Source organism: Microbacterium trichothecenolyticum (genome assembly GCF_000956465.1).
GTDB classification, from domain to species: domain Bacteria; phylum Actinomycetota; class Actinomycetes; order Actinomycetales; family Microbacteriaceae; genus Microbacterium; species Microbacterium trichothecenolyticum.
Window position 1 is genome coordinate 264052 of the sequence record NZ_JYJA01000041.1, and the last position, 24695, is coordinate 288746.

A 24695-nucleotide genomic window follows, 5' to 3' on the forward strand; every position below is an offset into this window, starting at 1 on the left:
GCGAAGCGCGTCTTCCAGGTTAGCGGAACGGGCGGTTCACCAGCCCGGCGGCAATGCGGCACCCAGCGCGGCAAGGGGCCCGCGTGCCTTGATCCCGACCTCGGCGACCTCGGCCGCAGCATCCGATCGCCACGTGATTCCGCCGCCGGCGCCGACGTACGCGCTGTGGGGCGTGACGACGATCGAGCGGATCACCATGGCGAGATCGAGTGCGCCATCGTCGCCGACCCAGCCGAAGCACCCCGAGAAGACTCCGCGCGGAGCGCCTTCGAGGCCGTGCAGGATGCTCATCGCGGACAGCTTCGGCGCCCCCGTCATCGAGCCCGCCGGGAATGTCGCCGCCAGCAGGTCGTCGAGGGTCGTGCCGGTCGCGAGCGTGCCCGATACGGTGCTCACGAGCTGGTGCACCGCGGGGTACGACTCGACCTCGAGAAGCGCGTCGACGCCTACGGAGCCGGCCACGCACACGCGCGAGAGGTCGTTGCGCATGAGGTCGACGATCATGACGTTCTCGGCGCGCTCCTTCTCGCTCGTGCGCAACTCGGCTGCCAGCGCAGCGTCCTCGCCGGCGTCCGCACCGCGCGGGCGGGTGCCCTTGATCGGCCGCGTGCAAACGACCGCACTGCCGTCGGGCGCCCCCTCGACGTGAAGGAACTGCTCCGGGCTCGCGCTGAGCAGCGCGGTGTCGCCGGAGCGGATGAAGCCGCCGTGGTGCGCGGGTGTCGCCGCGCGGAGCCGGGCGTAGACCTCGACAGGATCGACGGATGCCTCGACCTCGAAGCGCGTCGTCAGGCACAGCTGGTAGGCGTCGCCCTCGCGGATCGCGTCGCGGCAGCGTTCGATGAGAGCGGCGTATTCGTCGGGGCGGTGGCGCGCACGCGCGACAGCCCGGTGTGGGATGGACGAAGGCCGGCCGGGCGGAAGGGTCGCCGCGGCGACCGCGGTGGTGAGCTCATCGACGTCCGGCGCGGAGGCGTACACGCGGACGCTCCGACGCGCGTGGTCGAACGCGACCAGGCGCTGCACCCGCAGCCACAGCTCCTGCGGGACGTCGTCAGCCGGGCGAGACGCGGGCGCGCCTGCGCGCGCCGCTGCGTCGTCGTAGGCGGTCCAGCCGACCCACCCTCCGCGCAACGGGCTCTCGCCGTCGTGCGAGGTGACGGCCGTGCAGGTCGTCGCCTTCACGTGCGCCGGGTCGTCCGGAGCCCCTGCGCCCATCCAGCTCCACCCCTCGCGCGCATCGGGTCCGGCATCCAGCCAGAACGAGTGGGGCACGTGCGCGAAGACGGCGCCGAAGACGGATGCCGGGTCTGCCCAGTGCGCGACGTCCGCGGCGGCGAGGGGCTCCGTCATGTTCCCAGGTTAGAGGGGTGCGCGGAGCTCTAGGCTCATGGCGTGAACGAGTTCCTGACGTGGCTGCTCGACGCCGTGCAGAGCGTCGACCCCATCGTCAGGACGCTCCTCGCCGGGTTCGCGATCATGCTCGAGACCAGCGTGCTGATCGGGCTCGTCGTGCCCGGCGACACTGTGGTGATCGTCGCCGCAACCGCCGTCTCGTCCGTGCTGGAGGGCGTGATCCTCGGGATCGCGGTGGTCATCGGCGCCGTGATCGGCGAGAGCATCGGCTTCTGGCTCGGACGCTACCTCGGCCCGCGCATCCAGCACTCGAAGCTCGGGCGCCGGATCGGCGAGGAGAACTGGGCGCGCTCGGAGAGATACCTGCGGCGTCGCGGCGGGCCTGCGATCTTCATCTCGCGCTTCCTGCCGGTGCTGCACTCGCTCGTGCCGCTCACCGTCGGGATGAGCGGCTACCCCTACCGGCGGTTCCTCGCGTGGACCATCCCGGCGTGCGTGATCTGGTCGACGCTCTACATCTCCGTCGCCGCCGTCGCCGCAGGCACGTACCGCGAGCTCGCGGACCGGCTGCACTACGCGGGGTACATCTTCGTGGGCGTCATCGTGCTGTTCCTGGTGCTCGTCTTCGTGAGCAAGAAGGTCATCGAGCGGGCCGAGCGCAAGCACCTCGAGCAGGACGGCCCGGACGAGTCGCCCGTGGCGGACGTGAAAGACTGAAGGGGTGCCCCACACCGACGCCCAGAACGCGCGCGCCAAGGTCCTGTGGCTGGCACGCCTGGAGTACCGGTTCCACGCGTGGCGCGAGCGGCGCGCGCGCCGTCGGGGCCAGACGCCCACCGTCACGCCTTTCCCCGGCTACGGGGGTCCCGGTTGGGTGCGCGTCCTCGGCCGGGTGATGATCGTCCCGCCGGCGAAGCAGACGACCACCGGCGAGTACGCCGGAGTGCGCGGCTGGCGCAGCTTCGCGGCCGTCCCCATCGGATACGCGCAGGTCACGGTGACGATCGGTGGCGTCGATCACGACGTGGTCGCCGACCGGGGCGGTGTGATCGACACGAAGCTCCCGACTGACCTCGAGCCCGGCTGGCAGACCTTCACGCTCTCGGTGGAAGGCGGGACGCCCGTCGATACACGGGCGTACATCGTCGCGCCGGATGTGAAGTTCGGCATCGTGTCGGACGTCGACGACACCGTCATGGTCACGGCCATCCCCCGTCCGCTGCTCGCTGCGTGGAACTCGTTCGTGGTCAACGAGCACGCGCGCCAGCCGGTGCCCGGCATGGCGGTGCTCATGGAGCGTGTCGTGCGGGAGAACCCCGGCGCCCCGCTCATCTATCTCTCCACCGGCGCGTGGAACATCGCGCCGACGCTCATGCGCTTCCTCAGTCGCCACGTCTTCCCGCCGGGTGCGCTGCTGCTGACCGACTGGGGCCCCACCCACGACCGCTGGTTCCGCAGCGGCAGTGCGCACAAGCTCTCCAACCTGCGACGCCTCGCCGAGGAGTTCCCGCATGTGCGGTGGCTCCTCATCGGCGACGACGGCCAGCACGACGACGCGATCTACACGACCTTCACCGACGAGCACCCTTCGCGGGTCGTGGCCGTCGCCATCCGCCGCCTCTCCCCTGCGGAGGCGGTCCTCGCGGGCGGCCGCACAGCCGTCAACGACCACGCCGCCGCCGAGGTGCCGTGGGTGAGCGACAGCGACGGCGCCGGCCTGCTCGAGCGGCTGGAGGATGTCGGGGTCCTCGGCGCCGCCGGAGCGCTCGAGGCCTGACGGTCCCGCCGGCACCGACGTCGGCGGCCCCGCGTAGGCTGGCCGCATGTGCGGACGCTTCGTAGTGGCCAGTGCTGGCTCCGACCTCGTCGGGGTGCTGCGCGTCGACGTCGAGGGCGACGATCTCCCGGCGCCGTCCTTCAACGTGGCGCCGACCGCCACTGCCGCGATCGTGCTCGACTCGGCGAAGACCGAGCCGCCGACGCGCCGGCTCGAGGCCGCCCGCTGGGGACTGATCCCTTCGTGGGCGAAAGACACCAAGGTCGGTGCGCGGGCGTTCAACGCCCGGGCGGAGGAACTCGAAGACAAGCCCATGTTCCGCAGCGCTCTCGAGAAGCGCCGCGCGGTGGTGCCCGTGTCGGGCTACTACGAGTGGAAGAACGTCGACGGCACGAAGATCCCCCACTACATCCATCCCGCCGACGGCGAGCCGCTGTTCCTCGCCGGGCTGTACGAGTGGTGGCGCGACAAGACCAAGGGCGACGACGACCCCGAGCGCTGGCTGCTGAGCTTCACGATCCTCACCCGCGACTCGATCGGGCACCTGGGCTCGATCCACGACCGCATGCCGCTGTTTCTCGACCCCGACCACGCCGACGCCTGGCTCGACCCGACGACCGACAACGTGCGCGATGTGCTCGACGCGGCGATCGACGCGGCTCCGGCCCTCGCCGACACCCTCGACGACCACGAGGTGTCGAAGGACGTCGGCAACGTCCGCAACAACTCCCCGGAACTCATCGAGCCCGTCGAGGCCTGATCCGCGCCCGGGTCCCGCCGGGGCGCACCCGCGTATCCTCGAACGGTGACGATCGCGCCCTCGGAGACCCCGGTGCTTGCCGGCGGGGTCTGGCGCGAGCGCGAGGCGGCACATGAGGAGCGCGCCCGAGCGCTCACGTCCGCGCATCGCGACCGGGCCGCGCGCCGTGAGAAGCACCCTGTCGAGGACTTCCTCTTCACGTACTACTCCTACAAGCCCGCTGTCCTGCACCGCTGGCATCCCGGTGAGGACGTGGAGTTGGCGGATGCCGCCGCCGACGCCCGCGCCGAATGGCGCTGGTACCGACCCGGCAGCGTTACCGGTGCTCTCGCCGTCGACGGTTCGGGTTTCCGCGCCGAGCGGGGCGCGCTCGTGGCGAACGTCGGTCGGATCCTCAGGGCCACCGCCGGCCGCGCCCCCGGCTTCGGGTGCTTCGGCCTGCACGAGTGGGCCATGGTGTACCGGCAGCGCGAGCACCGGCATCCCGTTCCGCTCCGACTGGGACAGGACGAGACGGACGCCGTCGTCGAAGCCCACGATCTGCGCTGCACCCACTTCGATGCCTACCGGTTCTTCACGCTCGAGGCGGTGCCGCGCAACCGCGACGCACTCACCCGCGAGAGCCAGCCCGCCCTCGAGCAGCCCGGCTGCCTTCATGCCGGCATGGACCTGTACAAGTGGGCCGTCAAGCTCGGGCCGCTCGTGCCGGGCGAGGTGATGCTCGATGCGTTCGAGCTCGCCCGCGACATCCGGGTGCTGGACATGCGGGCGTCACCGTACGATCTCGCGGACTGGGGTTACGCCCCCGTCCCGATCGAGACTGCGGAGGGCAAGGCGGCCTATGTCCGCGCGCAGCGCGGCTTCGCCGAGCGCGGCCAGGTCATCCGGGCCCGCCTCGTCGAGATCGCGGGCGCCTGACTCAGCCGGCCGGATCCGCGCACGTCGTGCACGGGAGCTCGCCGCCTGCCGCCTCCGCGACGGCGAGGCGCAGCTCCATCACGCGGGTCGCCGCCTCCTCCAGGCGCTCGGCGGGCACCGCGCCCGCCTCCACCGCGGCGACGATGCCGTCGATGATCTGCGGCGCGGTCTCGGGTGTCGACGAGGCCACCGTCAGCAGCATGTCGTTGCCGGCCGCGAGGGCGTTGACGGCATTCGCCACGGGGTCGGCGTACTCGGGCAGGCCGGAGCTTTCCAGCATGCCCAGGTCGTCGGTGATGATCACGCCCTCGAAGCCCAGTTCGTCGCGCGCGATCCGGTGCCATTCGGGCGACAGGCTCGCGGGCGCCGGATCGACGGCGGTGTACGCGAGATGGCCGAACATGAGAAGCTCGGCGCCGGCATCGACGCCCGCCTGGAACGGGAGGGCATCGGTGGCGCGCCACTGATCGAGCGGGATCGGGGTCGACGGGATCGACGAGTGGGAGTCGCCGGGTGCCGCGCCGTGGCCGGGGAAGTGCTTCAGTGTGGAGAACACCTTCCCTTTCTCGCCGTCGACCGCTGCGGCGACGTGGGCGGCGGCCGCGTCGGGTGTGGTGCCGAGGACGCGGCGATGGATGAACGAGTCCGGATCGGCCGTGACGTCCGCGACGATACCGAAGTTGACGGGGATCCCCGCCTGGCGCACGAGTGCCGAGCGCCCCGCGTACGCGGCCTCCACTGTGGCGGGATCGGCCTGCTGCAGCTCGAGTGGCGACGGAAGATCGTCCCACGGCAGCCGCGACACGTCGCCGCCCTCCTGGTCGATGGCGATGAGCGGCGGCTGCGCCGGATCGACGGTGAGCGATGCGGTGATCTCCTTGAGTGCCGCCTCGTCCGCGGGGATGTTCGCGCCCATGAGCAGGAAGCCCCCGGCGTCCGTGGATTCCATGTACGAGCGCAGGGCCGCGGCATCCGTCGTCGGAATGTGCCCCATCACAACGCTCGCCGCGCGCTCCCGCAGCGACATCGATGAGACTGCCTGCTGGGCCGGCGAGAGACCTGCCGCCTCGGGCGTCGGGGTCATCGTCGGCGACGGCGACGATGTCGGCGACGGCTTCGCGGTGGGGGCCGCGGCGCAGGACGCGCACACGATCGCCGCCGCTGCGACGACCGCGGCAAGCAGGAGGGAACGTCGCGCCGCAGTCACCCAGTCAGCCTAAGCGCGGACGGCGATCAGTGGCGCGCGACGATGGCCGCGGCATCCGTCCCCGAAGGGAGCACACCGTACTGCGCGCCGCGCTCCTCGCCGAGCCGGGCGGCGATGAACGTGTCGGCGTCCTGTCCCGGAGCGTGGCGCAGCATGAGCGACGCCTGGAAGGCGAGCGCGAGGTCCTCACTGAGTCGGCGGGCCTGTGACGGTGCCTCATCCGGTTCGGCCGCAAGACGCTGCAGCAGGGCGAGGGTGCGCTCCACGTGCCGATCGAGGATCGCCGAGGAGCCCGCCGTGGTCGCGAGCTCGTCGGCGAAGGCCTCACCCGACTCACGGTCGCGCGTGAGCGCTCGCAGCACGTCGAGGGCGATGACGTTGCCCGATCCCTCCCAGATCGCCATGACGGGCTGCTCACGGTACCGGCGGGCGAGCGGGAAGGTCTCGGTGTAGCCATTGCCGCCGAGGCACTCGAGCGCTTCGTAGGCATGGTGGGGGCCGCGCTTGCACACCCAATACTTCGACACCGGAGTCGCGAGACGGCGGAGCGCGACATCGCGATCGGATGCCTCGGCCTCGAAGAGCTGCGCGAGGCGCAGGCCGGCGAGCATCGCGGCTTCGTACTCGAGTGCGAGGTCCGCGAGCACGGCGGTCATGGCGGGCTGATCGACCAGGAGCGCGGCGAAGGCCTCGCGTCCGCGCGCGTGCCAGACCGCCTCGGCGACCGACTGCCGCATGCCCGCCGCGGTGCCCAGGACGCAGTCGAGACGCGTGCGCTGGACCATCTCGATGATCGCCCGGACACCACGGCCGGGCTCGCCGATCAAGAACCCGATGGTGCCGTCGAACTCGACCTCCGCCGACGCGTTTGAGCGGTTGCCGAGCTTGTCTTTGAGTCGCTGGATGCGGAACACGTTGCGCATCCCGTGCGGCAGGATGCGGGGCACGAAGACGCACGTCAGGCCTTCGTCGACGCCCCCGCTGCGCGTGTGGGCGAGCACCAGGAAGCCGTCCGACATCGGGGCGGAGCAGAACCACTTGTGCCCCGTGAGCTGGTAGGCGTGTCCGCCCATCGACTCACCCACGGTGGTGCCGGCGCGGACGTCGGAGCCGCCCTGCTTCTCGGTCATCGCCATCCCGATGAGGGCGCTCGCCTTGCCGCCGTCGACGATGAGCCGCGGGTCGTACTCGCGCGAGTACAGACGCGGGAGCCACTCGTCGGCGACCCACGGCGACCCCTCGATCGAGGCGACCGCGGCGTGCGTCATCGACACCGGGCACGCGTGACCCGGCTCGACCTGCGCGAACAGCATGAACATCGCCGCGCGGGCGACGTGCGCCCCGGGCCGCGGATCGGCCCATGCCGAGGTGTGTGCGCCGCGGGCGACCGCCTCGGCGATCACGCGGTGGTACGACGGGTCGTACTCGACCTCGTCGAGGCGGAAGCCCCACCGGTCGTGGGCGTGGGCGAGCGGGGTGTGCACGTTCGCGAGATGCGCGTCGCGCTGGAACGGTCCCGACCCGACGAGCACGCCGGCCGCGCGGAGGTCGTCCTCGGCCCACTCCGCCCCGAATCCGCGCATCGCCGCGCCGAGTGGCGCGTTGAGCGCGTATTCGTCGACGTCCACACGCCAGGGCGGCTGGTTCTCGACGTAGTGCGTCGCCGCACCGATCACCCGCTGCCCCCGCGCGAACGAGGTCATGACGTCTCCGTCTCCCCCGCCCCGGCACCCGCCATAGCGAGCGTGTACTGCTCCCCCGGGCTGAGCGGCGCGCGCGTCACGATGTCGTGGACGAAGGCGAGCTTGTGCCTCACCGGCGTCACGATCGTGAACGGATACAGGTCGCCGAAGCCCATCGATCGGTTGATGCGGTTGAACGCCTGCGACAGCCACTCCCAATCGGTGAGCAGCCTCTGGATCGGCTCGTTCTCGTACGAGTCGAGCGGCACGACGTCGGTGTCGCGGAGGTTCGTCACGGACGCATCGAGATGGATGCCGATGACCGCGGCGGTCTGCAGCGTGCCGGTGATGTGGAGGTAATGCGCGAACGTCTCGGCGAAGTCCTCCCAGGGGTGCATCGTCGCGTACTCGGAGATGAACGCCTCGTGCCAGTCGGACGGGGCCCCGAAGGAGTAGTGGCGCTTCAAGGCGTCGCGGTAGCTCGTGCGCTCGTCGCCGAAGAGCTCGCGGCACCGGGCCCAGAGTTCGTCGTCGGTGAGGAGGACCCTCTGGTAGTAATGACCGACCTCGTGCCGCAGATGGCCGAGGATCGTGCGGTACGGCTCGCCGAGCCGCACGCGAAGAGCCTCGCGCCGGTCGTCGAGGCTCTCGGCGAGGTCGATCGTGATGATGCCGTTGGCGTGCCCGATGGTGACCGGCTTGCCGTCGGAGAGGCTGGAGATCAGGTCGAAGCCGAGCCCGCCCTTCTCGACGTCCCAGCCGACGATGGGCAGGCCGAGATCGGCGAGCTGCAGGAGGAGCCGGCGCTTCGCCTCCTCGGTCTTGGCGAGCTTCTCGAGCGCGACGGTGTCGTCCGCCGCGGGGCGGCGGCGGGTGAGCCGGCAGGAGAAGCAGCGGCCGGCGGGCGCGTTCTCCCACACCAGCCAGTTGCACGCCCATTCGCGGTTCGAGCAGGTGTACCAGGTCTCGCCGTCGATGACGGCCTGGCCGTGACGGAGCCCGAAGAACTCGCGCGTGGGGATGTGGTAGCCGATCTCGGCTTCGCAGTTCGGACACTGCAGGGTGTCCAGATAGACGAAGTGGCGACAGTGCGGACAGCGGGGCTGCGAGGTCACGCTCTCACCGTAGCGTGCCGGGGTGCGCGCGGACGCACGGGTCACGGCGCCTCGACGAGCTCCACCCGCAGGAGCAGATCGTCGCCCGGTCGCGGCGCGCCCCGCCCATCGGTGTTGTTGGTCAAGAGCCACAGCGACCCGTCGGTCGGCGCGACCACGTCGCGCAGCCGCCCGTACTCGCCCACGAACGCGGCGACGGGTTCGCCGCGCATCACGCCGGAGGCGGTGTCGATCTGCCAGAGCCGCTCGCCGCGGAGTCCCGCCATGAAGACCGTGTCGCCGCGGGCGGCGATCCCGCTGGGACTGGCATCGCTCGTCGGCCATTGCGCCACGGGATCGGTGAAGCCCTCCCGGCCGGAGATGCCCTCGACGATCGGCCAGCCGTAGTTCGCCCCCGGTTCGATGCGATTGAGCTCGTCCCATGTGTTCTGACCGAACTCGCTGGCCCACATCGTGCCGTCCGCCGTCCACGCGATCCCCTGGACGTTGCGATGTCCCATGGACCAGACGCGCGTATTCCACGGATTCCCGGGAGCGGGGTCGCCCTCGGCGGTGACGCGGAGGATCTTGCCGCCGAGGTCGTCGCGGTCCTGGGCGGCGTCGCGCCGCTGCGCATCCCCAGTCGTGACATAGAGGCAGCCGTCGGGCCCGAACGCGAGGCGTCCGCCGTCGTGGGTGCTCGCCCGCGCGATGCCGTCGAGGATGACCTCCGGCTCGCCCAGCCCGAAGGATCCCGGTTCGCCGAGCAGCGGCATCCGTGCCACCCGGTTGTCGTCTGCCGCGCCGAAGTAGGCGTAGAGCATCCGGGAGTCGTCGGTCTGGAGCAGCGCAAGGCCGTGGAGGCCGGATTCGCCGCCCGACACCACACCGGGGATGACGCCGATCGTGCGAACCTTCCCGTCCGTGGTGAGTTCGAGCACCGTGCCGTCCCCGCGTTCGGAGATCAGCGCGCCCCCGCCGTCGAGGGGCACGACCGACCAGGGCGCCACCAGATCCGACGCAAGGGTTCCGGTGACCGAACCGGCGCGCCACCATGTCTGGGCTGCCGGAGCCGTGCTCGGGCCGATCGTCGGCGCCTGCGACGAGGGCGCCGGCGTCGGCTGCGGGGCGGTGCACCCGGCTGACGCGGTCAGCGCCAGCAGGAGGCATCCGACCGCCGCCCACCGGGCGTCGCGCCTCATCCGTCCGCCACTGCCGCCTCGAGGGCCGCGAGATCGATGCGGCGCATGCGGAGCATCGCCTGCACCGCGCGGTGGGCGATGTCGGGGTCGGGGTGGCGGATCAGTTCGACCAGCCGGTCGGGGATGATCTGCCACGACAGACCCCAGCGGTCCTTGAGCCAGCCGCAGGGCTGCTCCTGGCCGCCCTCTGCGGTCAGGGCGTCCCAATAGCGGTCGACCTCGGTCTGGTCGCGGCACGCGACGTACAGCGAGACGGCCTCGGTGAAGGGGAACTGCGGGCCGGCGTCCATGCCGAGGTAGTCGCGGCCGCCGAGCCGGAAGTGCACGTGCATGACCTTGCCGCCCATGCCCGGCACCTCGTCCGGGTAACGGTCGATCGTGACGAGTTCGGAGTCCGGGATCAGTGCGGTGTAGAACGTGACGGCCTCCTCGGCGGCATCGTCGAACCAGAGGAACGGGGTCACAGCGCTCATGCGTTCCACCCTTGTCGACGTGCGGCACCCGCGCAATGGGCGGACTACGGATGCTGCGCACGGAGCTGCACCGTGACGCGCAAGCCTCCTTCCGGTCGTGGCGTGAGCGCGAGCGTCCCGCCGTGGGCCTCCGCGATGCTCCGGACGATCGCGAGCCCCAGCCCGACTCCGGCGTGGTCGCCGGTGCGCACGCGCTCGCTCCCGCGCTGGAACGGTTCGACCAAGACGGCGGCGCGCGCCGGACTGAGCATCTCGCCGGTGTTCTCGACGACGATCTCCACCGCGTCGCCGCGCTCGGAAGTGAGGACGTCCACCGTGCCGTGCTCGGGGAGGTTGTGGACGATGGCGTTGTGCAGCAGATTCGACACCAGCTGCAGCAGCAGCGCGTCAGAGCCGGTGGTCCAGGCGGCGACGCAGCTCGCGCGGACGGTCACGCCACGGGCCTCGGCGAGCGGCAGCAGCGTCTCCACGGCCTCCTCGGCGACGAGTGACAGATCGACCGGTCCACGGGCGAATGAGCCCTGCTCGGCCCGGCTGAGCACCAGCAGCGCCTCGGTGAGATCGATCGCGCGCGTGTTCACCGCGCGGAGTCGCGCGATGAGCGCGTCGACGTCCGGATCGGGGTCGGTGCGGGCGACGTCGAGCAGGGTCCGGGTGATCGCGAGCGGCGTGCGCAGCTCATGCGAGGCGTTCGCGGCGAACCGCCGCTGTTCGGCGACGTGCGCCTCGAGGCGCGACAGCATCGCATCGAAGCTGTCGGCCAGCTCGCGGAACTCGTCCTGGCGACCGGGGAGCGCGATCCGATGCGACAGCGAACCGCCCGCGGCGAGGCGCGTCGCCTCCGTGATCCGCGCCAGCGGACCCAGCATCCGGCCGGCGAGGATCCAGCCGCCGAGCAGTCCGAACACGAGGAGGAAGACGAGCGCCCACGACGCCGCCGGCGTGAAGGCGCGGATGAGGTCATCGCGATTCGGGACGAAAGGCCCGGGTCCGGTGATCTGCCCGTTCGGAACGTATCTCAGGAGGAAGACCCACACCACTGCGAGCAGCAGCGCCCCGGCCACCATCAGGAATCCGGCGTAGCTGAGGGTGAGCTTGAGCCGCACGCTCATGCCGGGAGCCCTACTCATGCCGCTCGCCCTCGTCAGGGTCGATGCGGTAGCCCACTCCGGGCACGGTGGCGATGACCCAGGGCTCACCCAGCCGCTTGCGCAAGGCCGAGACGGTGATGCGCACCGCATTCGTGAAGGGGTCGGCGTTCTCGTCCCACGCACGCTCGAGCAGCTCCTCGGCGCTCACGACGCCGCCTTCGGCGCTCATCAGCACCTCCAGCACGGCGAACTGCTTCCGTGTCACGGCGATGTACCGGTCGTCGCGGTAGACCTCGCGGCGGAACGGATCCAGCCGGAGCCCCGCCAGCTCCCGCACCGGCGGCCGGCTGTGACCGCGGCGACGATCCAGCGCCCGCAACCGCAGCACGAGCTCCTGCAGGTCGAAAGGCTTGGTGAGGTAGTCGTCGGCGCCCAGCTCGAATCCGGTCGCCTTGTCGTCGATCCGATCCGCCGCCGTGAGCATCAGGATCGGGATGCCGCTGCCGGATCGCACGATGTGCGCCGCCACGTCGTCGCCCGACGGGCCGGGAATGTCGCGATCGAGTACGGCGATGTCGTAGCCGTTGATGCTCAGCAGCTCGAGCGCAGTGTCGCCATCGCCCGCGATGTCGGCCGCGATCGCTTCGAGGCGCAGCCCGTCGCGGATCGCCTCCGCCATCAAGGGCTCGTCCTCGACCACCAGCACGCGCATGCCCTCGATGGTACGAGCCGGTGCATATCGTCCGCGTATCCGAAAACCCATACGCCCTCGCAACACGCGCGCGCGTTGGCTGGGAGCATGATCCCCACAACGACGGCCCCGGCGAGAACCCCCCGTGTGCTCGGCCGTGTGCTCGTGTCCCTGCTCATCGCCGCCCTCGCGATCGTCGGTGTCGCGGTGTATCGATCGGCGTCGGCCACTGTGCCGACCGGCGGCGCCGTCGATGGCGCATCGCAGGCAGACCCGCCTGCCCCCGACGGCGCGGTCACCCTGGACGACGGGCTCCTCCCCTCCGGCGCGACGGCGTTCGACGTGGGGTACCCGGGCGTCGCGGGTCTGTCGCACGATCTGCGAGCGGCGCTGCAGCGCGCGTCGCGCGATGCAGCCGACGACGACGTCGCAGTCCGTGTCAACAGCGGCTGGCGTTCGGCGGAGTACCAGGATCGGCTGCTGCAGGAGGCCGTGTCTCAGTACGGTTCGGCGGAGGAGGCTGCGCGCTGGGTGGCGTCGTCCGCAACCTCGGCCCATGTGGCGGGCGACGCGGTCGATGTCGGTTCGTACGACGCCGTGGACTGGCTGACAGCGCATGGCGCCGGCTACGGGCTCTGCCAGACGTACGGGAACGAATCCTGGCATTTCGAGCTGCGCCCCGAAGCGATCGATCGCGGTTGCCCGACGCCCTACGCCGATCCGACCCAGGACCCGCGCATACACGGGTGACGCCGCGTGCCGCGACGCCCGGTCAAAGCGAAAGGCCGCCCTGATCGGGCGGCCTTCTCGGTGGACCTGAGGGGACTCGAACCCCTGACCCCCTGCATGCCATGCAGGTGCGCTACCAGCTGCGCCACAGGCCCGGACGCTGTCCCCGCTCTCGCGGGGCAACTCGTCTAGCTTACAACACTCCGAAGGGTGCTCCGTACCAGCATCACTCTTCGGCGGTCGCCCGAGCGGGAAGGGTGATGGGTACCACGGGGCAGTCCTTCCACAGCCGCTCGAGGCCGTAGTAGACGCGCTCCTGCTCGTGGAACACGTGCACCACCAGGTCGCCGAAGTCGATGAGGATCCACCTCGACTCCTCACGGCCCTCACGACGCAGCCGCTTGTGGCCGGCTTCGAGCAGCTTGTCCTCGATCTCGTCGGCGATCGCCGCCACGTTGCGCTCGCTGCGCCCGGTGACGAGCAGGAAGATGTCGACGAGCGGTAGGGGCTCGGACACGTCGAGAGCGACGAGATCCTCGCCGCCCTTCGCGTCCGCCGCGGCCGCCGCGATCTGGAGCATGTCGTGCGACTGCGCGCTCGCCACCATCAGAACACTCCCGTCACGAAGGCGAGGATCAGAACGCCGACGAGGGCGAGGGCCAGCACGCCCGCGGTGATCGCGAGCGACATCATGAGCTTGCCGCCCTTCTCGGGCACCGGGGGCTTGATGACGTCGCCGGGCGCCTTCACCGTGCTCACCGCGGAGCTTGCGGCGATCGGCGTCGGCGAGGAGTGCGACGGGAGCTCGCCGTCGACCAGCGTGGCGTCGATCTCCTTGCCGTCGGCGGTGCCCTTGGCGTGGCCGGTGGACCCGAGGCCCTCCGGCAGGTTGAACGTGCCGGTGACGATCACCTCGCCGGTCGCGGTGACGGGCGCCACGAGCGGCGCGATCTCGGGCGCCTGCGACACGATCAGCGCGTTGGGGATCGCGATGGCGCCGGTCGTGCGCGTGAGCAGCTGGTCGAACGACGGCGGGAACTCGACGGCGGCGGGCTGGCCGGCGTCGGGTCCGGCGTCGAGAAGGCTGGCACCGAGGAGCGGGCTGACGGCCTTCGGCGGTGCAGGCGTCGCTTCGGCCTCGTCGTCGGCGGAGGCGCCGAACACGCTGTCGAGTGAGCGGTCCTCGATCTCGGGCTCCGGGGTCTGCTCCGCGAAGGCGGGAACCGGGACCGGGGCGACGGGCGCGGCCTGCTGCCAGCTCGGCGCGGGGGCCGGCACCGGAGCGGGCTCCGCCTCGCGCGGGATGCCGAACAGTGCATGCACGCCGCTGTCGGTCGATACCGGGGACTCGTCAGGGGCGGGGGCGAAGAGCGACGGCGTGGGCTCGTCGAACGGCGCCACGGGTGGCGGGGCGACGGGGAACGCGAACGTCGGGGCGGTGCCGCCGGTGGCGGCGGCGTGGGCGGCGACCACCTCCGGCGTGATCACGGGCACCGACGCGGTGCGGATGCGCTCCTGCTGACGCGCCTGGCGGCGGGTGAGCGGAGACACGCCGAGGTCCACGGCGGAGTCGGGAACGGGCGCGGGCGCCACGGCGGCAGGCTCAGATGGGCGCGGGAACGGTGCGGCGGCGACGGGTGTGGGAGGCGGGGTCGACAGCGCGGCGTCGACAGGGGGCGCCACGACGGGCGCGGCCGGGGTCTCGATGGCCTCGTCGTCGCTCGGGGTCGGCGTGATCACGGGGGTGGACCCCGTGTTGCGCAGTTCGCGGATCTGCTTACGTGTGAGGGCTGGCGTCGCCGGGTGCTCGGGTGTACTCATTCCTTGCTCCGGTAGAGATGGTGCTTCGCAATGTATTGGACGACCCCGTCGGGTACGAGGTACCACACCGGGTGCCCTCGCTGAACTCGATCACGGCAGTCCGTCGATGAGATCGCGAGGGCGGGGATCTCGAGCTGGCTGACGTCGTCGCTGGGCAGGCCATCCGTGTTCAGTACGTGTCCAGGCCTGGACACCGCGACGAAGTGGGCGAGGTCCCACAACTCATCATGGTCCCTCCAACTGAGAATTTGCGCTATGGCATCGGCCCCGGTGATGAAGAACAGCTCCGCGTCCGGGCGCTGGGCCTTCAGATCGCGGAGCGTGTCTATGGTGTAGGTGGGGCCGTCACGGTCGATGTCGACGCGGCTGACCGTGAATCGGGGATTGGATGCCGTGGCGATGACGGTCATGAGATAGCGATGCTCGCTCGGCGAGACGTCGGCCTTCTGCCAGGGCTCGCCCGTCGGCACGAAGACGACCTCGTCGAGGTCGAACCACTGCGCCACCTCACTGGCGGCGACCAGGTGCCCATGATGGATGGGGTCGAACGTGCCGCCCATGACCCCGATCCTCGGGGCTGTCGCCAAGGACATACAGCAGCCTCAGTGGCCGTGCCCCGCTCGCTGCACGTCGTTCGCGTGGGCCTTGGCGTACGCCTCGGCCTTGTGCGCGTGGCGGTTCGCCACGTTGCGGTACGACAGCGTCACGATCGCCAGCGCGGCGAAGACAACGATCGCGGTGATGCCGTACCCGACGGTCTCGAGGGCGACGTTGCCGTGGTGCTCCGACTCTTCAGCGGCAAAGGCGAGGATCGTGGCGAGTGTCATTCGGGCTCCGTTCGGGTTCGCCTCTGGGGCGCGGGACTGGACAAGTCTATTCCGTTATGCGCGGACCTGCCCGGCACCCCGCGCGAGCCACTTCGAGCTCGTGAGTTCGGCGAGGCCCATCGGTCCGCGCGCGTGCAGCTTCTGAGTCGAGATGCCGACCTCGGCACCGAAGCCGAACTCGCCGCCGTCGGTGAACCGGGTCGAGGTGTTGGCCATCACCACCGCCGAGTCGACCTCGGCGAGGAAGCGCGCCTCGTTGGCGGCATCCTGCGTCACGATCGACTCCGTGTGGTGGGTCGAGTAGCGGCGGATGTGCGCGAGCGCGTCGTCGAGGTCGTCCACGACGCGCATCGCCAGATCGAGGCTGAGGTATTCGGTCGCCCAGTCCTCGTCGGTCGCGGGTGTGACGCCCGAAGCCAGACGCTCGACGGTCTCGTCGCCGTGGACGGTGACGCCGCTCTGCTGCAGGGCCTCGACGACGGGGCCGACGAGGCGGTCCGCGGCGCTCCGATGCACGAGGACGGTCTCGACAGAGTTGCACACGCTCGGCCGCTGGGTCTTGGCGTTCACCACGATGTCGCGCGCCCAGTCGAGGGGCGCCGTCTCGTCGAGGACGATGTGCACGACTCCTGCGCCGGTCTCGATGACCGGGACCGAGGACTCGGTCACGACCGTCTCGATCAGCTGCGCACTGCCGCGCGGCACGAGCACATCGACGATGCCGCGGGCGTGCATCAGCTCACGGGCTCCCTCACGGCCGAACTCGTCCACCGTCTGGATGGCCTCGGGGTCGATCCCGCGGTCTGCCAGTGCGCCGCGCATCGCGCGCACGAGCGCGGCGTTCGTGTGCTCCGCCGCGGTGCCGCCTCGGAGCACGACCGCGTTGCCGGAGCGCAGGGCGAGGGCCGCGATGTCGACCGTGACGTTGGGCCGGGCCTCGTAGATCGAGCCCACCACCCCGAACGGCACCGCGACCTTGGTGAGCGAGACGCCGTTCGCCAGGGCGCGCTCGTCGAGGATCCGACCGACCGGGTCGGGCAGCGCGGCGATCTCGCGCACCGCCGCAGCGAGAGAGGCGACGCGCGGCTCGTCGAGACGCAGACGGTCCTGCAGAGCCGTCGACAGTCCGCTCTCCGTCCCTCGGCGGAGGTCGTCCTGGTTGGCCGCCACGATATCCGGCGCCGAAGCCTCGATCGCGTCGGCGATCGCGAGGAGCGCATCGCGCTTCGCTTCGTCACCGAGGAGGCCGATGCTGCGCGCGGCATCCTTGGCGAGCAGCATCCGTTCGCGTGCCGTCGTGGCGGTGGTGGTCATCCGCCCAGTCTATCGAGCGCCGTCCGCACCGGACCGGTCGCGGCGGGCGCGGTGGGCTCGGGATTCGGCTGGAACCACGTGCCGATCTCGTCGCCCGACAGCGCTTCGCCGACGAGGTCCGCGCTCGTGACGAGGACGCCGATCCCGGATGCCGCAGCCAGACGCGCGGCGGACACCTTGGTCGCCGCTCCCCCGGTGCCGACGCTGTTGACGACGACGGAGCCGAACTCGAAGCCGTGCAGGTCGTCGCCGTACGAGACGTGCGGGATCGGCCGAGCGCCTGGCTCGTCCGGCGGACGCGTGTACAGGCACTCGATGTCGCTCAGGAGCACCAGCGCGTCAGCGCCGATCAGCTGCGCGACCAGCGCGGCCAGTCGGTCGTTGTCGCCGAAGCGGATCTCGTGTGTCGCGACGGTGTCGTTCTCGTTGACGATCGGGAGGATGCGCAGGCCCAGGAGCCGCTCCATGGCGCGGCGCGCGTTGGAGCGGTGCGTCGCGTTCTCGAGGTCGCCCGCGGTGAGGAGCACCTGCCCGGCGACGATGCGGAACGGCCGCAGCGACTCCTGGTAGCGGTAGATGAGCACGTTCTGGCCCACCGCGGCCGCCGCCTGCTGGGTGGCGAGGTCGCTCGGACGCTCATCGAGGAGCAGGTAGGGCATCCCTGTCGCGATGGCGCCGGACGAGACGAGCACGACCTCCGTGCCGCGGCCGTGGGCGGCCGCCAGGGCGTCGACGATCGGCTTGATCTTGTGGGCGTTGTCGCCGCTGATGGAGGAGGACCCGACTTTGACGACGACGCGGCGGGCGAGCGGGAGGTCGCTGCGCTCCCGCGCGCTCACTCCTCGTCCTCCTGGTCGCGGTAGCGCTGGGCGATCCGCTCGGCCTCGAGCTCCGCGCGCGCCTCCGCCTTCGCGTCCATCATGTCGTGGTACCGCTCGCGGCGCTCCGACGTCGTGCGGCGGTTGTCGCGCAGCAGTCGCGGGTCGGTGCCGCGCGGTGCCGTCATGAGCTCGGCGTTCGACGAGATCGAGGGCTCCCAGTCGAACACGATGCCGTCGCCCTCGCCGATCACCACGGTCGCACCCGGGGTTGCGCCTGCGCGGAACAGCTCGTCCTCGACACCGAGCTTCTCGAGGCGGTCGCCGAGGTAGCCGACCGCCTCCTCGTTCTGGAAGTCGGTCTGCTGCACCCACTTGAGCGGCTTGTCGCCGAGGATGCGGTAGATGTTGCCGTAGGTGCCGCCTTCGACGCGGACCGAGAAGTCCTTCTGCGAACCCTTCGGCCGGATGACGATGCGCTCGGGCGCGGGAGCCGCCGCCTGCTCGGCGCGGTGCTTCGCGACGATGTCGCCCAGCGCGAAGGTGAGCTGACGCAGTCCTTCGTGGCTCACGGTCGAGATCTCGAACACGCGGAAGCCGCGCGCCTCCAGGTCGGGGCGGACCAGGTCCGCGAGGTCCTTCGCCTCGGGGACGTCGACCTTGTTGAGCGCCACCAGCTGCGGGCGCTCGAGCAGCGGCAGCTGCCCGTCGGGAACGGGGTAGGCGGCGAGCTCGGCGAGAATGACATCGAGGTCGCTGAGCGGGTCGCGGCCAGGCTCGAGCGTCGCGCAGTCGAGGACGTGGACGAGCGCCGTGCAGCGCTCGACATGGCGGAGGAACTCGAGACCGAGTCCCTTGCCCTCGCTCGCGCCCTCGATGAGACCGGGCACGTCGGCGACGGTGAAGCGCTGCTCCCCCGCCTGAACGACCCCGAGGTTGGGGTGAAGCGTGGTGAACGGGTACTCGGCGATCTTGGGCCGTGCGGCTGAGATCGCGGCGATGAGGCTCGACTTGCCCGCGGACGGGAAGCCGACGAGCGCGACGTCGGCGACGGTCTTGAGCTCGAGGAGGACATCGCCCTCCCAGCCGGGCGTGCCGAGCAGCGCGAAGCCCGGCGCCTTTCGCTTGGGGTTGGCGAGGGCGGCGTTGCCCAGACCGCCGAGACCGCCGGGGGCGGCGACGAAGCGCATGCCCGGCTCGATCATGTCGACGATCACCTCGCCCGAGGGGTCCTTCACGACGGTGCCGACAGGGACGGCCAGCTCGAGCGGCTCGCCCGCGGCACCCGATCGGTGGTCGCCCATGCCGAAGCCGCCGTTGCCGCTGGAGCGGTGCGGCGAGTGGTGGTACGACAGCAGCGTCGTGACCTGCGGGTCGGCGACGAGCACGACGTCACCGCCGTGGCCGCCGTTGCCGCCGTCGGGGCCGGCGAGCGGCTTGAACTTCTCGCGCTTGACCGACACGCAGCCGTTGCCGCCCTTGCCGGCGCGCAGGTGCAGCGTCACCCGATCGACGAACGTGACCATGCGGTCCCCCCTGAGGTCTGGTGCTCCCCGGTGTCCGGGAAGGGATAAAGGGAAAGGGCGAGCCGAAGCCCGCCCCTTCCGGTAAACCGTGCGACTCGCTGGATTACTCAGCGACCGCCACGATGTTGACGACCTTGCGGCCGCCCTTCTGGCCGAACTCGACCGAGCCCGCAGCAAGCGCGAACAGCGTGTCGTCGCCACCGCGGCCGACGTTGGCGCCGGGGTGGAAGTGCGTGCCACGCTGGCGGACGAGGATCTCGCCGGCGTTGACGGCCTGGCCGCCGAAACGCTTCACGCCGAGGCGCTGAGCGTTGGAGTCACGACCGTTGCGGGTGGAGCTTGCGCCCTTTTTGTGTGCCATCTCTGCGTCTCCTGTGGCTTACTTGATGCCGGTGACCTTGACGCGCGTGAGGTCCTGACGGTGCCCCTGGCGCTTCTTGTAGCCGGTCTTGTTCTTGAACTTCTGGATCACGATCTTCGGGCCGCGCTCCTCACCGAGCACCTCGGCGGTCACGGTGACCTTCGCGAGCTTGTCGGCGTCGGTCGTGACGGTGTCACCGTCGACGAAGAGCACCGCGGGGAGCTCGATCTTGTCGCCGATCTTCGCGGCCTGACGGTCGAGAACGACGATCGTGCCGACCTCGACCTTCTCCTGCCGGCCGCCGGCGCGCACAACTGCGTAAACCACTTCACACCTGTTTCTTCTGGGAGCGCGCGCACGCACTCGGGGACGTCAACGAAGACTTGGTGCGGATATCTCGACGCACCAAGGGTCTACTTTATCAGATGGCGGAACAGTCCGCGAAAGCACGCCGCCGCCGTGTCGCGGCGTGCGGTGCGTAGGATCTGCACGTGGCGATCCTGATCGACGATCCTCTGTGGCCGGCGCACGGCCGGCTGTGGGCGCATCTGGTGACCGACACGGACCTCGCGGAGCTCCACGCGTTCGCTGCGGCGAACGGCATCCCCGCGCGTGGATTCGACCTCGATCACTATGACGTGCCCGAAGAGGCGCACGCGCGTCTGGTCGCGGCCGGCGCCCAGCACGTGAGCGGGCACGAGCTGGTGCGACGCCTCATCGCGTCCGGACTTCGCGTGCGGGGGCGCGACCGCCGCTGACTCACCGCGGCGCGACCGCGTACAGTTCGAGCACGTCGGCCGCGCGCCGGGGGCCGTCGAAGGCACGGATCGCGACGCCGAGCCGCTGGGCCCGTCCGCCGGTGCGATCATCGGCCAGCGTCCGCCGGATCGCGCGACGGATCGCGGCGGGTTCCGTCCGCCGCGACATCGTCGCTCCGACACCCGCGCGGGCCACCGCGCGCCCGATGCGCGGCTGGTCGGAGGTCGGCTCGAGAGGGAGCGTGCGCACCGGGATGCCGTGGGCCAACGCGGCGAGAGTGGTGCCGTGTCCGCCATGACCGACCACGAGCGAGGCCTCAGGGAAGAGCTCGTCGTGCGGCATCCACTCGTGCACTTCGATCCTGGGGGGGGCGCCGTCCCGGCCTGGGCCGGGACGGCGCGAGATGCTCAGTCCTCCGACGGCGTGTGGGGCACCGGGGTGCCCGTGAGGGCCGCGGTCGTCACGCGGCGGCGCGCGCGACCCTGGCCCGGAGCCTTGGGCTCCGGAAGGGCGTTGAGCACCGAGTCGAGGAGGAGATCCTTCTCGGTGCGGTTCTCCTTCTTCGCGCCGGAATCCTGACGCTTCTTGCGCGGCTTCTTCGGGCGCTCGGCCGGGGCCTGCTCGACGACGGGGGCCGCCTCGACGGGCGGGGCCTCCTCGCTGTGATGGATCGTGGATGCCGCGATCTGTGCGAGCGCCGACTTCACGCCCTCGGTGATCACGTGGGTGCCGTTCGAGCCGCCGCTGGTCGCGGGAGCCGGTGCGCCGCCACGCGGGCGACGGCCGGACGACGGCGCACCGCTCGCTGCGGGCACGCGGTGCTTCACGACCGGGTCGTGGTGCACGATCAGGCCGCGCCCCGCGCAGACCTCGCACGCCTCGCTGAACGTCTCGAGGAGGCCGAGGCCGAGCTTCTTGCGCGTCATCTGCACGAGTCCGAGCGAGGTGACCTCGGCGACCTGGTGCTTCGTCCGGTCGCGGCTCAGGCACTCGACGAGACGCCGCAGCACGAGATCGCGGTTGGACTCGAGCACCATGTCGATGAAGTCGACGACGATGATCCCGCCGATGTCACGCAGGCGCAGCTGGCGGACGATCTCCTCGGCGGCTTCGAGGTTGTTCTTGGTGACCGTCTCTTCGAGGTTTCCGCCCGAGCCGACGAACTTGCCCGTGTTGACGTCGACCACGGTCATCGCCTCGGTGCGGTCGATGACCAGCGAGCCGCCGGAAGGCAGCCACACCTTGCGGTCGAGGGCCTTCTCGATCTGCTCGGTCACGCGGAAGACGTCGAACGGGTCGTGCTCCCCCTCGTAGCGCTCCACGCGCTCCAGAAGGTCGGGCGCCACGGACTCGAGGTACTTCGAGATCGTGTGGTGCGCATCGTCGCCCTGGATGAGCATCTTCGAGAAGTCCTCGTTGAAGACGTCGCGGACGATCTTGACGAGGAGGTCGGGCTCCGAGTGCAGCAGCGCCGGCGCCTGGATCGTCTCGATCTGCTTCGAGATGTGCTCCCACTGGTTCGTGAGGCGCTGCACATCGCGCGTCAGCTGGTCCTCGGTGGCGCCTTCGGCCGCGGTGCGCACGATGACGCCGGACGACTCGGGCAGCACCTCCTTGAGGATCTTCTTGAGGCGCGCCCGCTCGGTGTCGGGGAGCTTGCGCGAGATGCCGTTCATGTTGCCGCCCGGCACGTACACGAGGTACCGGCCGGGGAGCGAGATCTGACTCGTGAGGCGGGCGCCCTTGTGCCCGACCGGATCCTTCGTGACCTGGACGAGCACACGGTCGCCGGTCTTGAGCGCGAGCTCGATCCGGCGCGGCTGGTTGCCGGTCTCGACGGCGTCCCAGTCGACCTCGCCGGAGTACAGCACCGCGTTGCGACCGCGTCCGATGTCGACGAACGCGGCCTCCATGCTCGGCAGGACGTTCTGGACGCGGCCCAGGTACACGTTGCCGATGAGCGACGCGTCCTGGTTGCGGGCGACGTAGTGCTCCACGAGCACGTTGTCCTCCAGCACGGCGATCTGGATGCGCCCGTTGCGCGAGCGCACGATCATGTCGCGGTCGACGGCCTCACGGCGGGCGAGGAACTCCGCCTCGGTCACGACCGCACGGCGGCGGCCCGCCTCGCGGCCGTCGCGGCGGCGCTGCTTCTTGGCTTCGAGACGCGTCGAGCCCTTGATGCGCTGCGGCTCAGTGATGAGCTCGACAGCGCGCTGACGCGGCTGCGACGGCTCGGAAGGCGCGGAGGCCTCGTCCCGGCCCTCGCCGCGACGGCGGCTGCGGCGGCGCGAGGTGCTCGACGATGCCCCGGTCTCGGGCTCCGGCTCGGGCTGCTGGCGGCCCGGACGCGCCGGAAGCGGCGTGATCTCCGGCGCGTAGAACATGAGCTGCGTCGACACGGCCGACACGAACACCTCGGGGAGCAGCCCCAGGGTCACCGCGGTCACCGCCTTGGGCTCGGCTGGCGCTTCAGCCTGGGCCGGTGCCTCGGGCTCCGGCTCGGCAGGCGCTTCAGCCTGGGCCGGTGCCTCGGGCTCCGGCTCGGCAGGCGCTTCAGCCTGGGCCGGTGCCTCGGGCTCCGGCGGGGCTTCAGCATCGATCTCGGCCGGTGCCTCAGCCGTGGGCTCGTCCTGAGTCGCGGCGTCAGCCACGGGCTCGGGCGCGGTCTCCGCGTCTGCCGCGGGTTCGGCCTCCGCCGCCGACTCGGGCACCGCTCCGGTCGCCTCGGCCGGGCTCTCCTCGGCCTGCTCGGAGACCTCGACGGTCTCCTGAGGCTCCTCTACCGGCGAGTCCGCGTCTGCCGCTGTCGTCAGCGGCGCGTCCGGTTCGGTCTGAGGGGTGAATTCTGCATCGGTTCCATCAGCCATCACTGGCGTACTCCTTGCGGGGCGACACCGCGCGTCGCCCGGCGAAATCTCGTGCAGCGCCGCCCATGCCCTCTGGACGGGGCGGTGCCGCGAACTCACTCGGTCTGCAGCGGTCGTCCGGCGCTAGGCGGATGCTCGCGCTGCCAAGGGCATTCGTCGCCCTGAAGTCTTCTGGTGATGATCGTCACGGCGCGGCCGTGGGTCATCGCCCCCATTATCGCACTTCCCCCGCCAGAATGCCCATTCGCCCGGCAACCGCGCCTTCCCCACGCCGCGGATCGGCGATTTGCCACGGCGCGAGGGTGCGGCATCCGCGCAGAACTCGATGTCATAATCCGAGGCATGCCCGAGCAGCAGACCCACACCCGTCCGACCGGTCTCGCCATATGGCTCGTGATCGCGGGTGTGATCGGGTGGTGGGCGGCGTTCTCGCTGACGGTGGAGAAGTTCGAGAAGCTCGCGAATCCCGACGCGATCGCGTCCTGCGACCTGAGCGTGCTCGTGCAGTGCAGCGCGAACCTCGAGTCGTGGCAGGGCAGCGCGTTCGGGTTCCCGAACCCGGTCCTCGGGCTCACCGGCTGGGTCGCACCGATCGTCGTCGGCATGGCGATCCTCGCGCGGGCCCGGTTCGCTCGGTGGTTCTGGTGGTGCTTCTGGGCCGGCATCGCGTTCGCGTTCGGCTTCGTGATCTGGCTCATCGGCCAGAGCATCTACGCGCCCAACCTGCACACGCTGTGCCCGTGGTGCATGGTGACCTGGTCGGTCACCATCCCCACGTTCTACGCGGTGACGCTGCACATGCTCCGCGCCGGCATCGTTGCGGCATCCGACCGGGTCCGCGATGTCGCCGACCGGCTGATGGTGTGGGTGCCGCTGGCGGCGATCGTGAGCTACGCGATCATCCTGCTGCTGGCGCAGCTCGAGATGAACGCCGTCGTCAACATCTGGCAGACGCTGTTCGGCTGACCCCGGAGTCGCGCCCGGGGGTCAGCCGACGTGCGATCAGCCGAACCAGATCTCGAGCTCGCGCGCGGCGGACTCCGGGCTGTCGGAGCCGTGCACCAGGTTCTGCTGCACCTTCAGGCCCCAATCGCGGCCGAAGTCGCCGCGGACCGTGCCGGGCGCGGCCGTCGTGGGGTCGGTCGTGCCCGCGAGCGAGCGGAAGCCCTCGATCACGCGGTTGCCGGCGAGGCGGATCGCGACCGACGGCCCCGACATCATGAACTCGAGCAGCGGCTCGTAGAACGGCTTGCCCTCGTGCTCGGCATAGTGGCGCTCCAGCGTCTCGCGGTCGGGCTCGACGAGGCGGATGTCGACGAGGGCGTACCCCTTCGCCTCGATGCGGGCGAGGATCGCGCCGGTGAGGCCGCGAGCGACGCCGTCGGGCTTGACGAGGACGAGGGTCTCTTCGATGGGCAT

General features: G+C 70.7%; 27 protein-coding genes and 1 tRNA gene. 7 read left to right on the forward strand and 21 right to left on the reverse strand.

The window, feature by feature from the left end:
• Positions 1-36: 36 nt before the first annotated feature.
• A complete protein-coding gene (locus tag RS82_RS19925; RefSeq protein WP_045302712.1) occupies positions 37-1353 on the reverse strand; it encodes an anthranilate synthase component I family protein in 1317 nt (438 codons plus the stop codon).
• Between the two features lie 42 nt (positions 1354-1395).
• Here RS82_RS19925 and RS82_RS19930 point away from each other — a divergent pair, with 42 nt between their 5' ends.
• The 4 genes from RS82_RS19930 to RS82_RS19945 are packed head-to-tail and all read left to right on the forward strand — an operon-like array spanning position 1396 to position 4811.
• Entirely contained in the window at positions 1396-2073 is a 678-nt protein-coding gene (locus RS82_RS19930; protein ID WP_045302714.1) for a DedA family protein, read from the forward strand.
• Positions 2074-2077: 4 nt separating this feature from the next.
• On the forward strand, positions 2078-3133 hold the full coding sequence (locus tag RS82_RS19935; RefSeq protein WP_045302716.1) for an App1 family protein phosphatidate phosphatase: 1056 nt from the start codon (positions 2078-2080) through the stop codon (positions 3131-3133).
• A 46-nt stretch (positions 3134-3179) separates the two neighbouring features.
• Entirely contained in the window at positions 3180-3893 is a 714-nt protein-coding gene (locus tag RS82_RS19940; protein ID WP_045302718.1) for an SOS response-associated peptidase, read from the forward strand.
• Positions 3894-3938: 45 nt separating this feature from the next.
• The gene (locus tag RS82_RS19945) at positions 3939-4811 is read left to right on the forward strand and encodes a hypothetical protein (protein WP_045302720.1); all 873 of its coding nucleotides are present in this window, start codon (positions 3939-3941) and stop codon (positions 4809-4811) included.
• Position 4812: 1 nt separating this feature from the next.
• On the opposite strand, the gene RS82_RS19950 is transcribed toward RS82_RS19945, so the two are convergent.
• Genes RS82_RS19950 through RS82_RS19980 form a run of 7 tightly spaced genes read right to left on the reverse strand, consistent with a single transcriptional unit; the run spans position 4813 to position 12272 of the window.
• Positions 4813-6018, reverse strand: coding sequence for a glycoside hydrolase family 3 N-terminal domain-containing protein (locus RS82_RS19950; protein WP_045302722.1), 1206 nt, complete (start codon positions 6016-6018; stop codon positions 4813-4815).
• Between the two features lie 26 nt (positions 6019-6044).
• On the reverse strand, positions 6045-7721 hold the full coding sequence (locus RS82_RS19955) for an acyl-CoA dehydrogenase family protein (RefSeq protein ID WP_045302724.1): 1677 nt from the start codon (positions 7719-7721) through the stop codon (positions 6045-6047).
• Positions 7718-8815 carry a zinc-binding metallopeptidase family protein gene (locus RS82_RS19960; protein ID WP_084695792.1) on the reverse strand — a complete coding sequence of 366 codons (1098 nt, stop codon included), beginning with the start codon at positions 8813-8815 and terminating at the stop codon, positions 7718-7720. Before RS82_RS19960 ends, RS82_RS19955 begins: the two co-directional genes overlap by 4 nt.
• Positions 8816-8856: 41 nt before the next feature.
• Positions 8857-9996: a PQQ-dependent sugar dehydrogenase gene (locus tag RS82_RS19965; protein WP_045302725.1), complete on the reverse strand. Its 1140-nt coding sequence runs from the start codon at positions 9994-9996 to the stop codon at positions 8857-8859.
• A complete protein-coding gene (locus RS82_RS19970) occupies positions 9993-10469 on the reverse strand; it encodes a VOC family protein (protein WP_045302726.1) in 477 nt (158 codons plus the stop codon). The genes RS82_RS19965 and RS82_RS19970 overlap by 4 nt, the downstream gene beginning before the upstream one ends.
• A 44-nt stretch (positions 10470-10513) precedes the next feature.
• Positions 10514-11599: a sensor histidine kinase gene (locus RS82_RS19975; RefSeq protein WP_045302727.1), complete on the reverse strand. Its 1086-nt coding sequence runs from the start codon at positions 11597-11599 to the stop codon at positions 10514-10516.
• Complete coding sequence (locus RS82_RS19980) at positions 11592-12272, reverse strand: response regulator transcription factor (protein ID WP_045302728.1); 681 nt, start codon at positions 12270-12272, stop codon at positions 11592-11594. Before RS82_RS19980 ends, RS82_RS19975 begins: the two co-directional genes overlap by 8 nt.
• Positions 12273-12359: 87 nt before the next feature.
• Between RS82_RS19980 and RS82_RS19985 the strand changes: the two genes are divergently transcribed.
• Complete coding sequence (locus RS82_RS19985; RefSeq protein ID WP_045302729.1) at positions 12360-13001, forward strand: M15 family metallopeptidase; 642 nt, start codon at positions 12360-12362, stop codon at positions 12999-13001.
• A 61-nt stretch (positions 13002-13062) separates the two neighbouring features.
• Here the strand turns inward: RS82_RS19985 and RS82_RS19990 are convergent.
• From RS82_RS19990 to rplU, 10 genes are all read right to left on the reverse strand, one after another.
• Positions 13063-13135, reverse strand: a tRNA-Ala gene (locus RS82_RS19990).
• 71 nt (positions 13136-13206) lie between these two features.
• The gene (gene rsfS, locus RS82_RS19995; RefSeq protein ID WP_045302730.1) at positions 13207-13587 is read right to left on the reverse strand and encodes a ribosome silencing factor; all 381 of its coding nucleotides are present in this window, start codon (positions 13585-13587) and stop codon (positions 13207-13209) included.
• Positions 13587-14801 carry a hypothetical protein gene (locus RS82_RS20000; protein WP_045302732.1) on the reverse strand — a complete coding sequence of 405 codons (1215 nt, stop codon included), beginning with the start codon at positions 14799-14801 and terminating at the stop codon, positions 13587-13589. The genes rsfS and RS82_RS20000 overlap by 1 nt, the downstream gene beginning before the upstream one ends.
• Positions 14798-15394, reverse strand: a complete 597-nt coding sequence (nadD, locus tag RS82_RS20005) for a nicotinate-nucleotide adenylyltransferase (protein ID WP_045302733.1) — start codon at positions 15392-15394, stop codon at positions 14798-14800. The genes RS82_RS20000 and nadD overlap by 4 nt, the downstream gene beginning before the upstream one ends.
• Positions 15395-15403: 9 nt before the next feature.
• The gene (locus RS82_RS20010; protein WP_045302734.1) at positions 15404-15628 is read right to left on the reverse strand and encodes a hypothetical protein; all 225 of its coding nucleotides are present in this window, start codon (positions 15626-15628) and stop codon (positions 15404-15406) included.
• 54 nt (positions 15629-15682) lie between these two features.
• Positions 15683-16942, reverse strand: a complete 1260-nt coding sequence (locus tag RS82_RS20015) for a glutamate-5-semialdehyde dehydrogenase (protein ID WP_045302735.1) — start codon at positions 16940-16942, stop codon at positions 15683-15685.
• Positions 16939-17781, reverse strand: coding sequence for a glutamate 5-kinase (gene proB, locus RS82_RS20020; RefSeq protein ID WP_045302737.1), 843 nt, complete (start codon positions 17779-17781; stop codon positions 16939-16941). Before proB ends, RS82_RS20015 begins: the two co-directional genes overlap by 4 nt.
• Positions 17778-19286: a GTPase ObgE gene (gene obgE / locus RS82_RS20025; RefSeq protein ID WP_045302738.1), complete on the reverse strand. Its 1509-nt coding sequence runs from the start codon at positions 19284-19286 to the stop codon at positions 17778-17780. Before obgE ends, proB begins: the two co-directional genes overlap by 4 nt.
• 103 nt (positions 19287-19389) lie before the next feature.
• On the reverse strand, positions 19390-19647 hold the full coding sequence (gene rpmA / locus RS82_RS20030; protein ID WP_045302739.1) for a 50S ribosomal protein L27: 258 nt from the start codon (positions 19645-19647) through the stop codon (positions 19390-19392).
• A gap of 18 nt (positions 19648-19665) precedes the next feature.
• Positions 19666-19974, reverse strand: a complete 309-nt coding sequence (gene rplU / locus RS82_RS20035) for a 50S ribosomal protein L21 (RefSeq protein ID WP_026059456.1) — start codon at positions 19972-19974, stop codon at positions 19666-19668.
• A 164-nt stretch (positions 19975-20138) separates the two neighbouring features.
• Between rplU and RS82_RS20040 the strand changes: the two genes are divergently transcribed.
• On the forward strand, positions 20139-20405 hold the full coding sequence (locus tag RS82_RS20040) for a DUF4031 domain-containing protein (RefSeq protein WP_045302741.1): 267 nt from the start codon (positions 20139-20141) through the stop codon (positions 20403-20405).
• 1 nt (position 20406) lies between these two features.
• Here RS82_RS20040 and RS82_RS20045 read toward each other — a convergent pair whose 3' ends face one another.
• Positions 20407-20817, reverse strand: coding sequence for a glycosyltransferase (locus RS82_RS20045; protein WP_342666947.1), 411 nt, complete (start codon positions 20815-20817; stop codon positions 20407-20409).
• On the reverse strand, positions 20814-23276 hold the full coding sequence (locus tag RS82_RS20050; protein WP_045302743.1) for an Rne/Rng family ribonuclease: 2463 nt from the start codon (positions 23274-23276) through the stop codon (positions 20814-20816). Before RS82_RS20050 ends, RS82_RS20045 begins: the two co-directional genes overlap by 4 nt.
• Positions 23277-23618: 342 nt before the next feature.
• Between RS82_RS20050 and RS82_RS20055 the strand changes: the two genes are divergently transcribed.
• Positions 23619-24242, forward strand: a complete 624-nt coding sequence (locus RS82_RS20055) for a vitamin K epoxide reductase family protein (RefSeq protein ID WP_045302745.1) — start codon at positions 23619-23621, stop codon at positions 24240-24242.
• Between the two features lie 36 nt (positions 24243-24278).
• On the opposite strand, the gene ndk is transcribed toward RS82_RS20055, so the two are convergent.
• A complete protein-coding gene (gene ndk / locus RS82_RS20060) occupies positions 24279-24695 on the reverse strand; it encodes a nucleoside-diphosphate kinase (RefSeq protein WP_045302747.1) in 417 nt (138 codons plus the stop codon).

What these genes read in the sequence shown, in the direction of transcription:
- RS82_RS19925 (WP_045302712.1), bottom strand. Translation starts at nt 1,353, where the DNA reads ATGACGGAGCCCCTCGCCGCCGCGGACGTCGCGCACTGGGCAGACCCG.
- RS82_RS19940 (WP_045302718.1), top strand. Translation starts at nt 3,180, where the DNA reads ATGTGCGGACGCTTCGTAGTGGCCAGTGCTGGCTCCGACCTCGTCGGG.
- RS82_RS19955 (WP_045302724.1), bottom strand. Translation starts at nt 7,721, where the DNA reads ATGACCTCGTTCGCGCGGGGGCAGCGGGTGATCGGTGCGGCGACGCAC.
- RS82_RS19965 (WP_045302725.1), bottom strand. Translation starts at nt 9,996, where the DNA reads ATGAGGCGCGACGCCCGGTGGGCGGCGGTCGGATGCCTCCTGCTGGCG.
- RS82_RS19970 (WP_045302726.1), bottom strand. Translation starts at nt 10,469, where the DNA reads ATGAGCGCTGTGACCCCGTTCCTCTGGTTCGACGATGCCGCCGAGGAG.
- RS82_RS19975 (WP_045302727.1), bottom strand. Translation starts at nt 11,599, where the DNA reads ATGAGTAGGGCTCCCGGCATGAGCGTGCGGCTCAAGCTCACCCTCAGC.
- RS82_RS19980 (WP_045302728.1), bottom strand. Translation starts at nt 12,272, where the DNA reads ATGCGCGTGCTGGTGGTCGAGGACGAGCCCTTGATGGCGGAGGCGATC.
- RS82_RS19985 (WP_045302729.1), top strand. Translation starts at nt 12,360, where the DNA reads ATGATCCCCACAACGACGGCCCCGGCGAGAACCCCCCGTGTGCTCGGC.
- rsfS (WP_045302730.1), bottom strand. Translation starts at nt 13,587, where the DNA reads ATGGTGGCGAGCGCGCAGTCGCACGACATGCTCCAGATCGCGGCGGCC.
- RS82_RS20000 (WP_045302732.1), bottom strand. Translation starts at nt 14,801, where the DNA reads ATGAGTACACCCGAGCACCCGGCGACGCCAGCCCTCACACGTAAGCAG.
- nadD (WP_045302733.1), bottom strand. Translation starts at nt 15,394, where the DNA reads ATGTCCTTGGCGACAGCCCCGAGGATCGGGGTCATGGGCGGCACGTTC.
- RS82_RS20010 (WP_045302734.1), bottom strand. Translation starts at nt 15,628, where the DNA reads ATGACACTCGCCACGATCCTCGCCTTTGCCGCTGAAGAGTCGGAGCAC.
- RS82_RS20015 (WP_045302735.1), bottom strand. Translation starts at nt 16,942, where the DNA reads ATGACCACCACCGCCACGACGGCACGCGAACGGATGCTGCTCGCCAAG.
- obgE (WP_045302738.1), bottom strand. Translation starts at nt 19,286, where the DNA reads ATGGTCACGTTCGTCGATCGGGTGACGCTGCACCTGCGCGCCGGCAAG.
- rpmA (WP_045302739.1), bottom strand. Translation starts at nt 19,647, where the DNA reads ATGGCACACAAAAAGGGCGCAAGCTCCACCCGCAACGGTCGTGACTCC.
- RS82_RS20050 (WP_045302743.1), bottom strand. Translation starts at nt 23,276, where the DNA reads ATGGCTGATGGAACCGATGCAGAATTCACCCCTCAGACCGAACCGGAC.
- RS82_RS20055 (WP_045302745.1), top strand. Translation starts at nt 23,619, where the DNA reads ATGCCCGAGCAGCAGACCCACACCCGTCCGACCGGTCTCGCCATATGG.
- ndk (WP_045302747.1), bottom strand. Translation starts at nt 24,695, where the DNA reads ATGCCCATCGAAGAGACCCTCGTCCTCGTCAAGCCCGACGGCGTCGCT.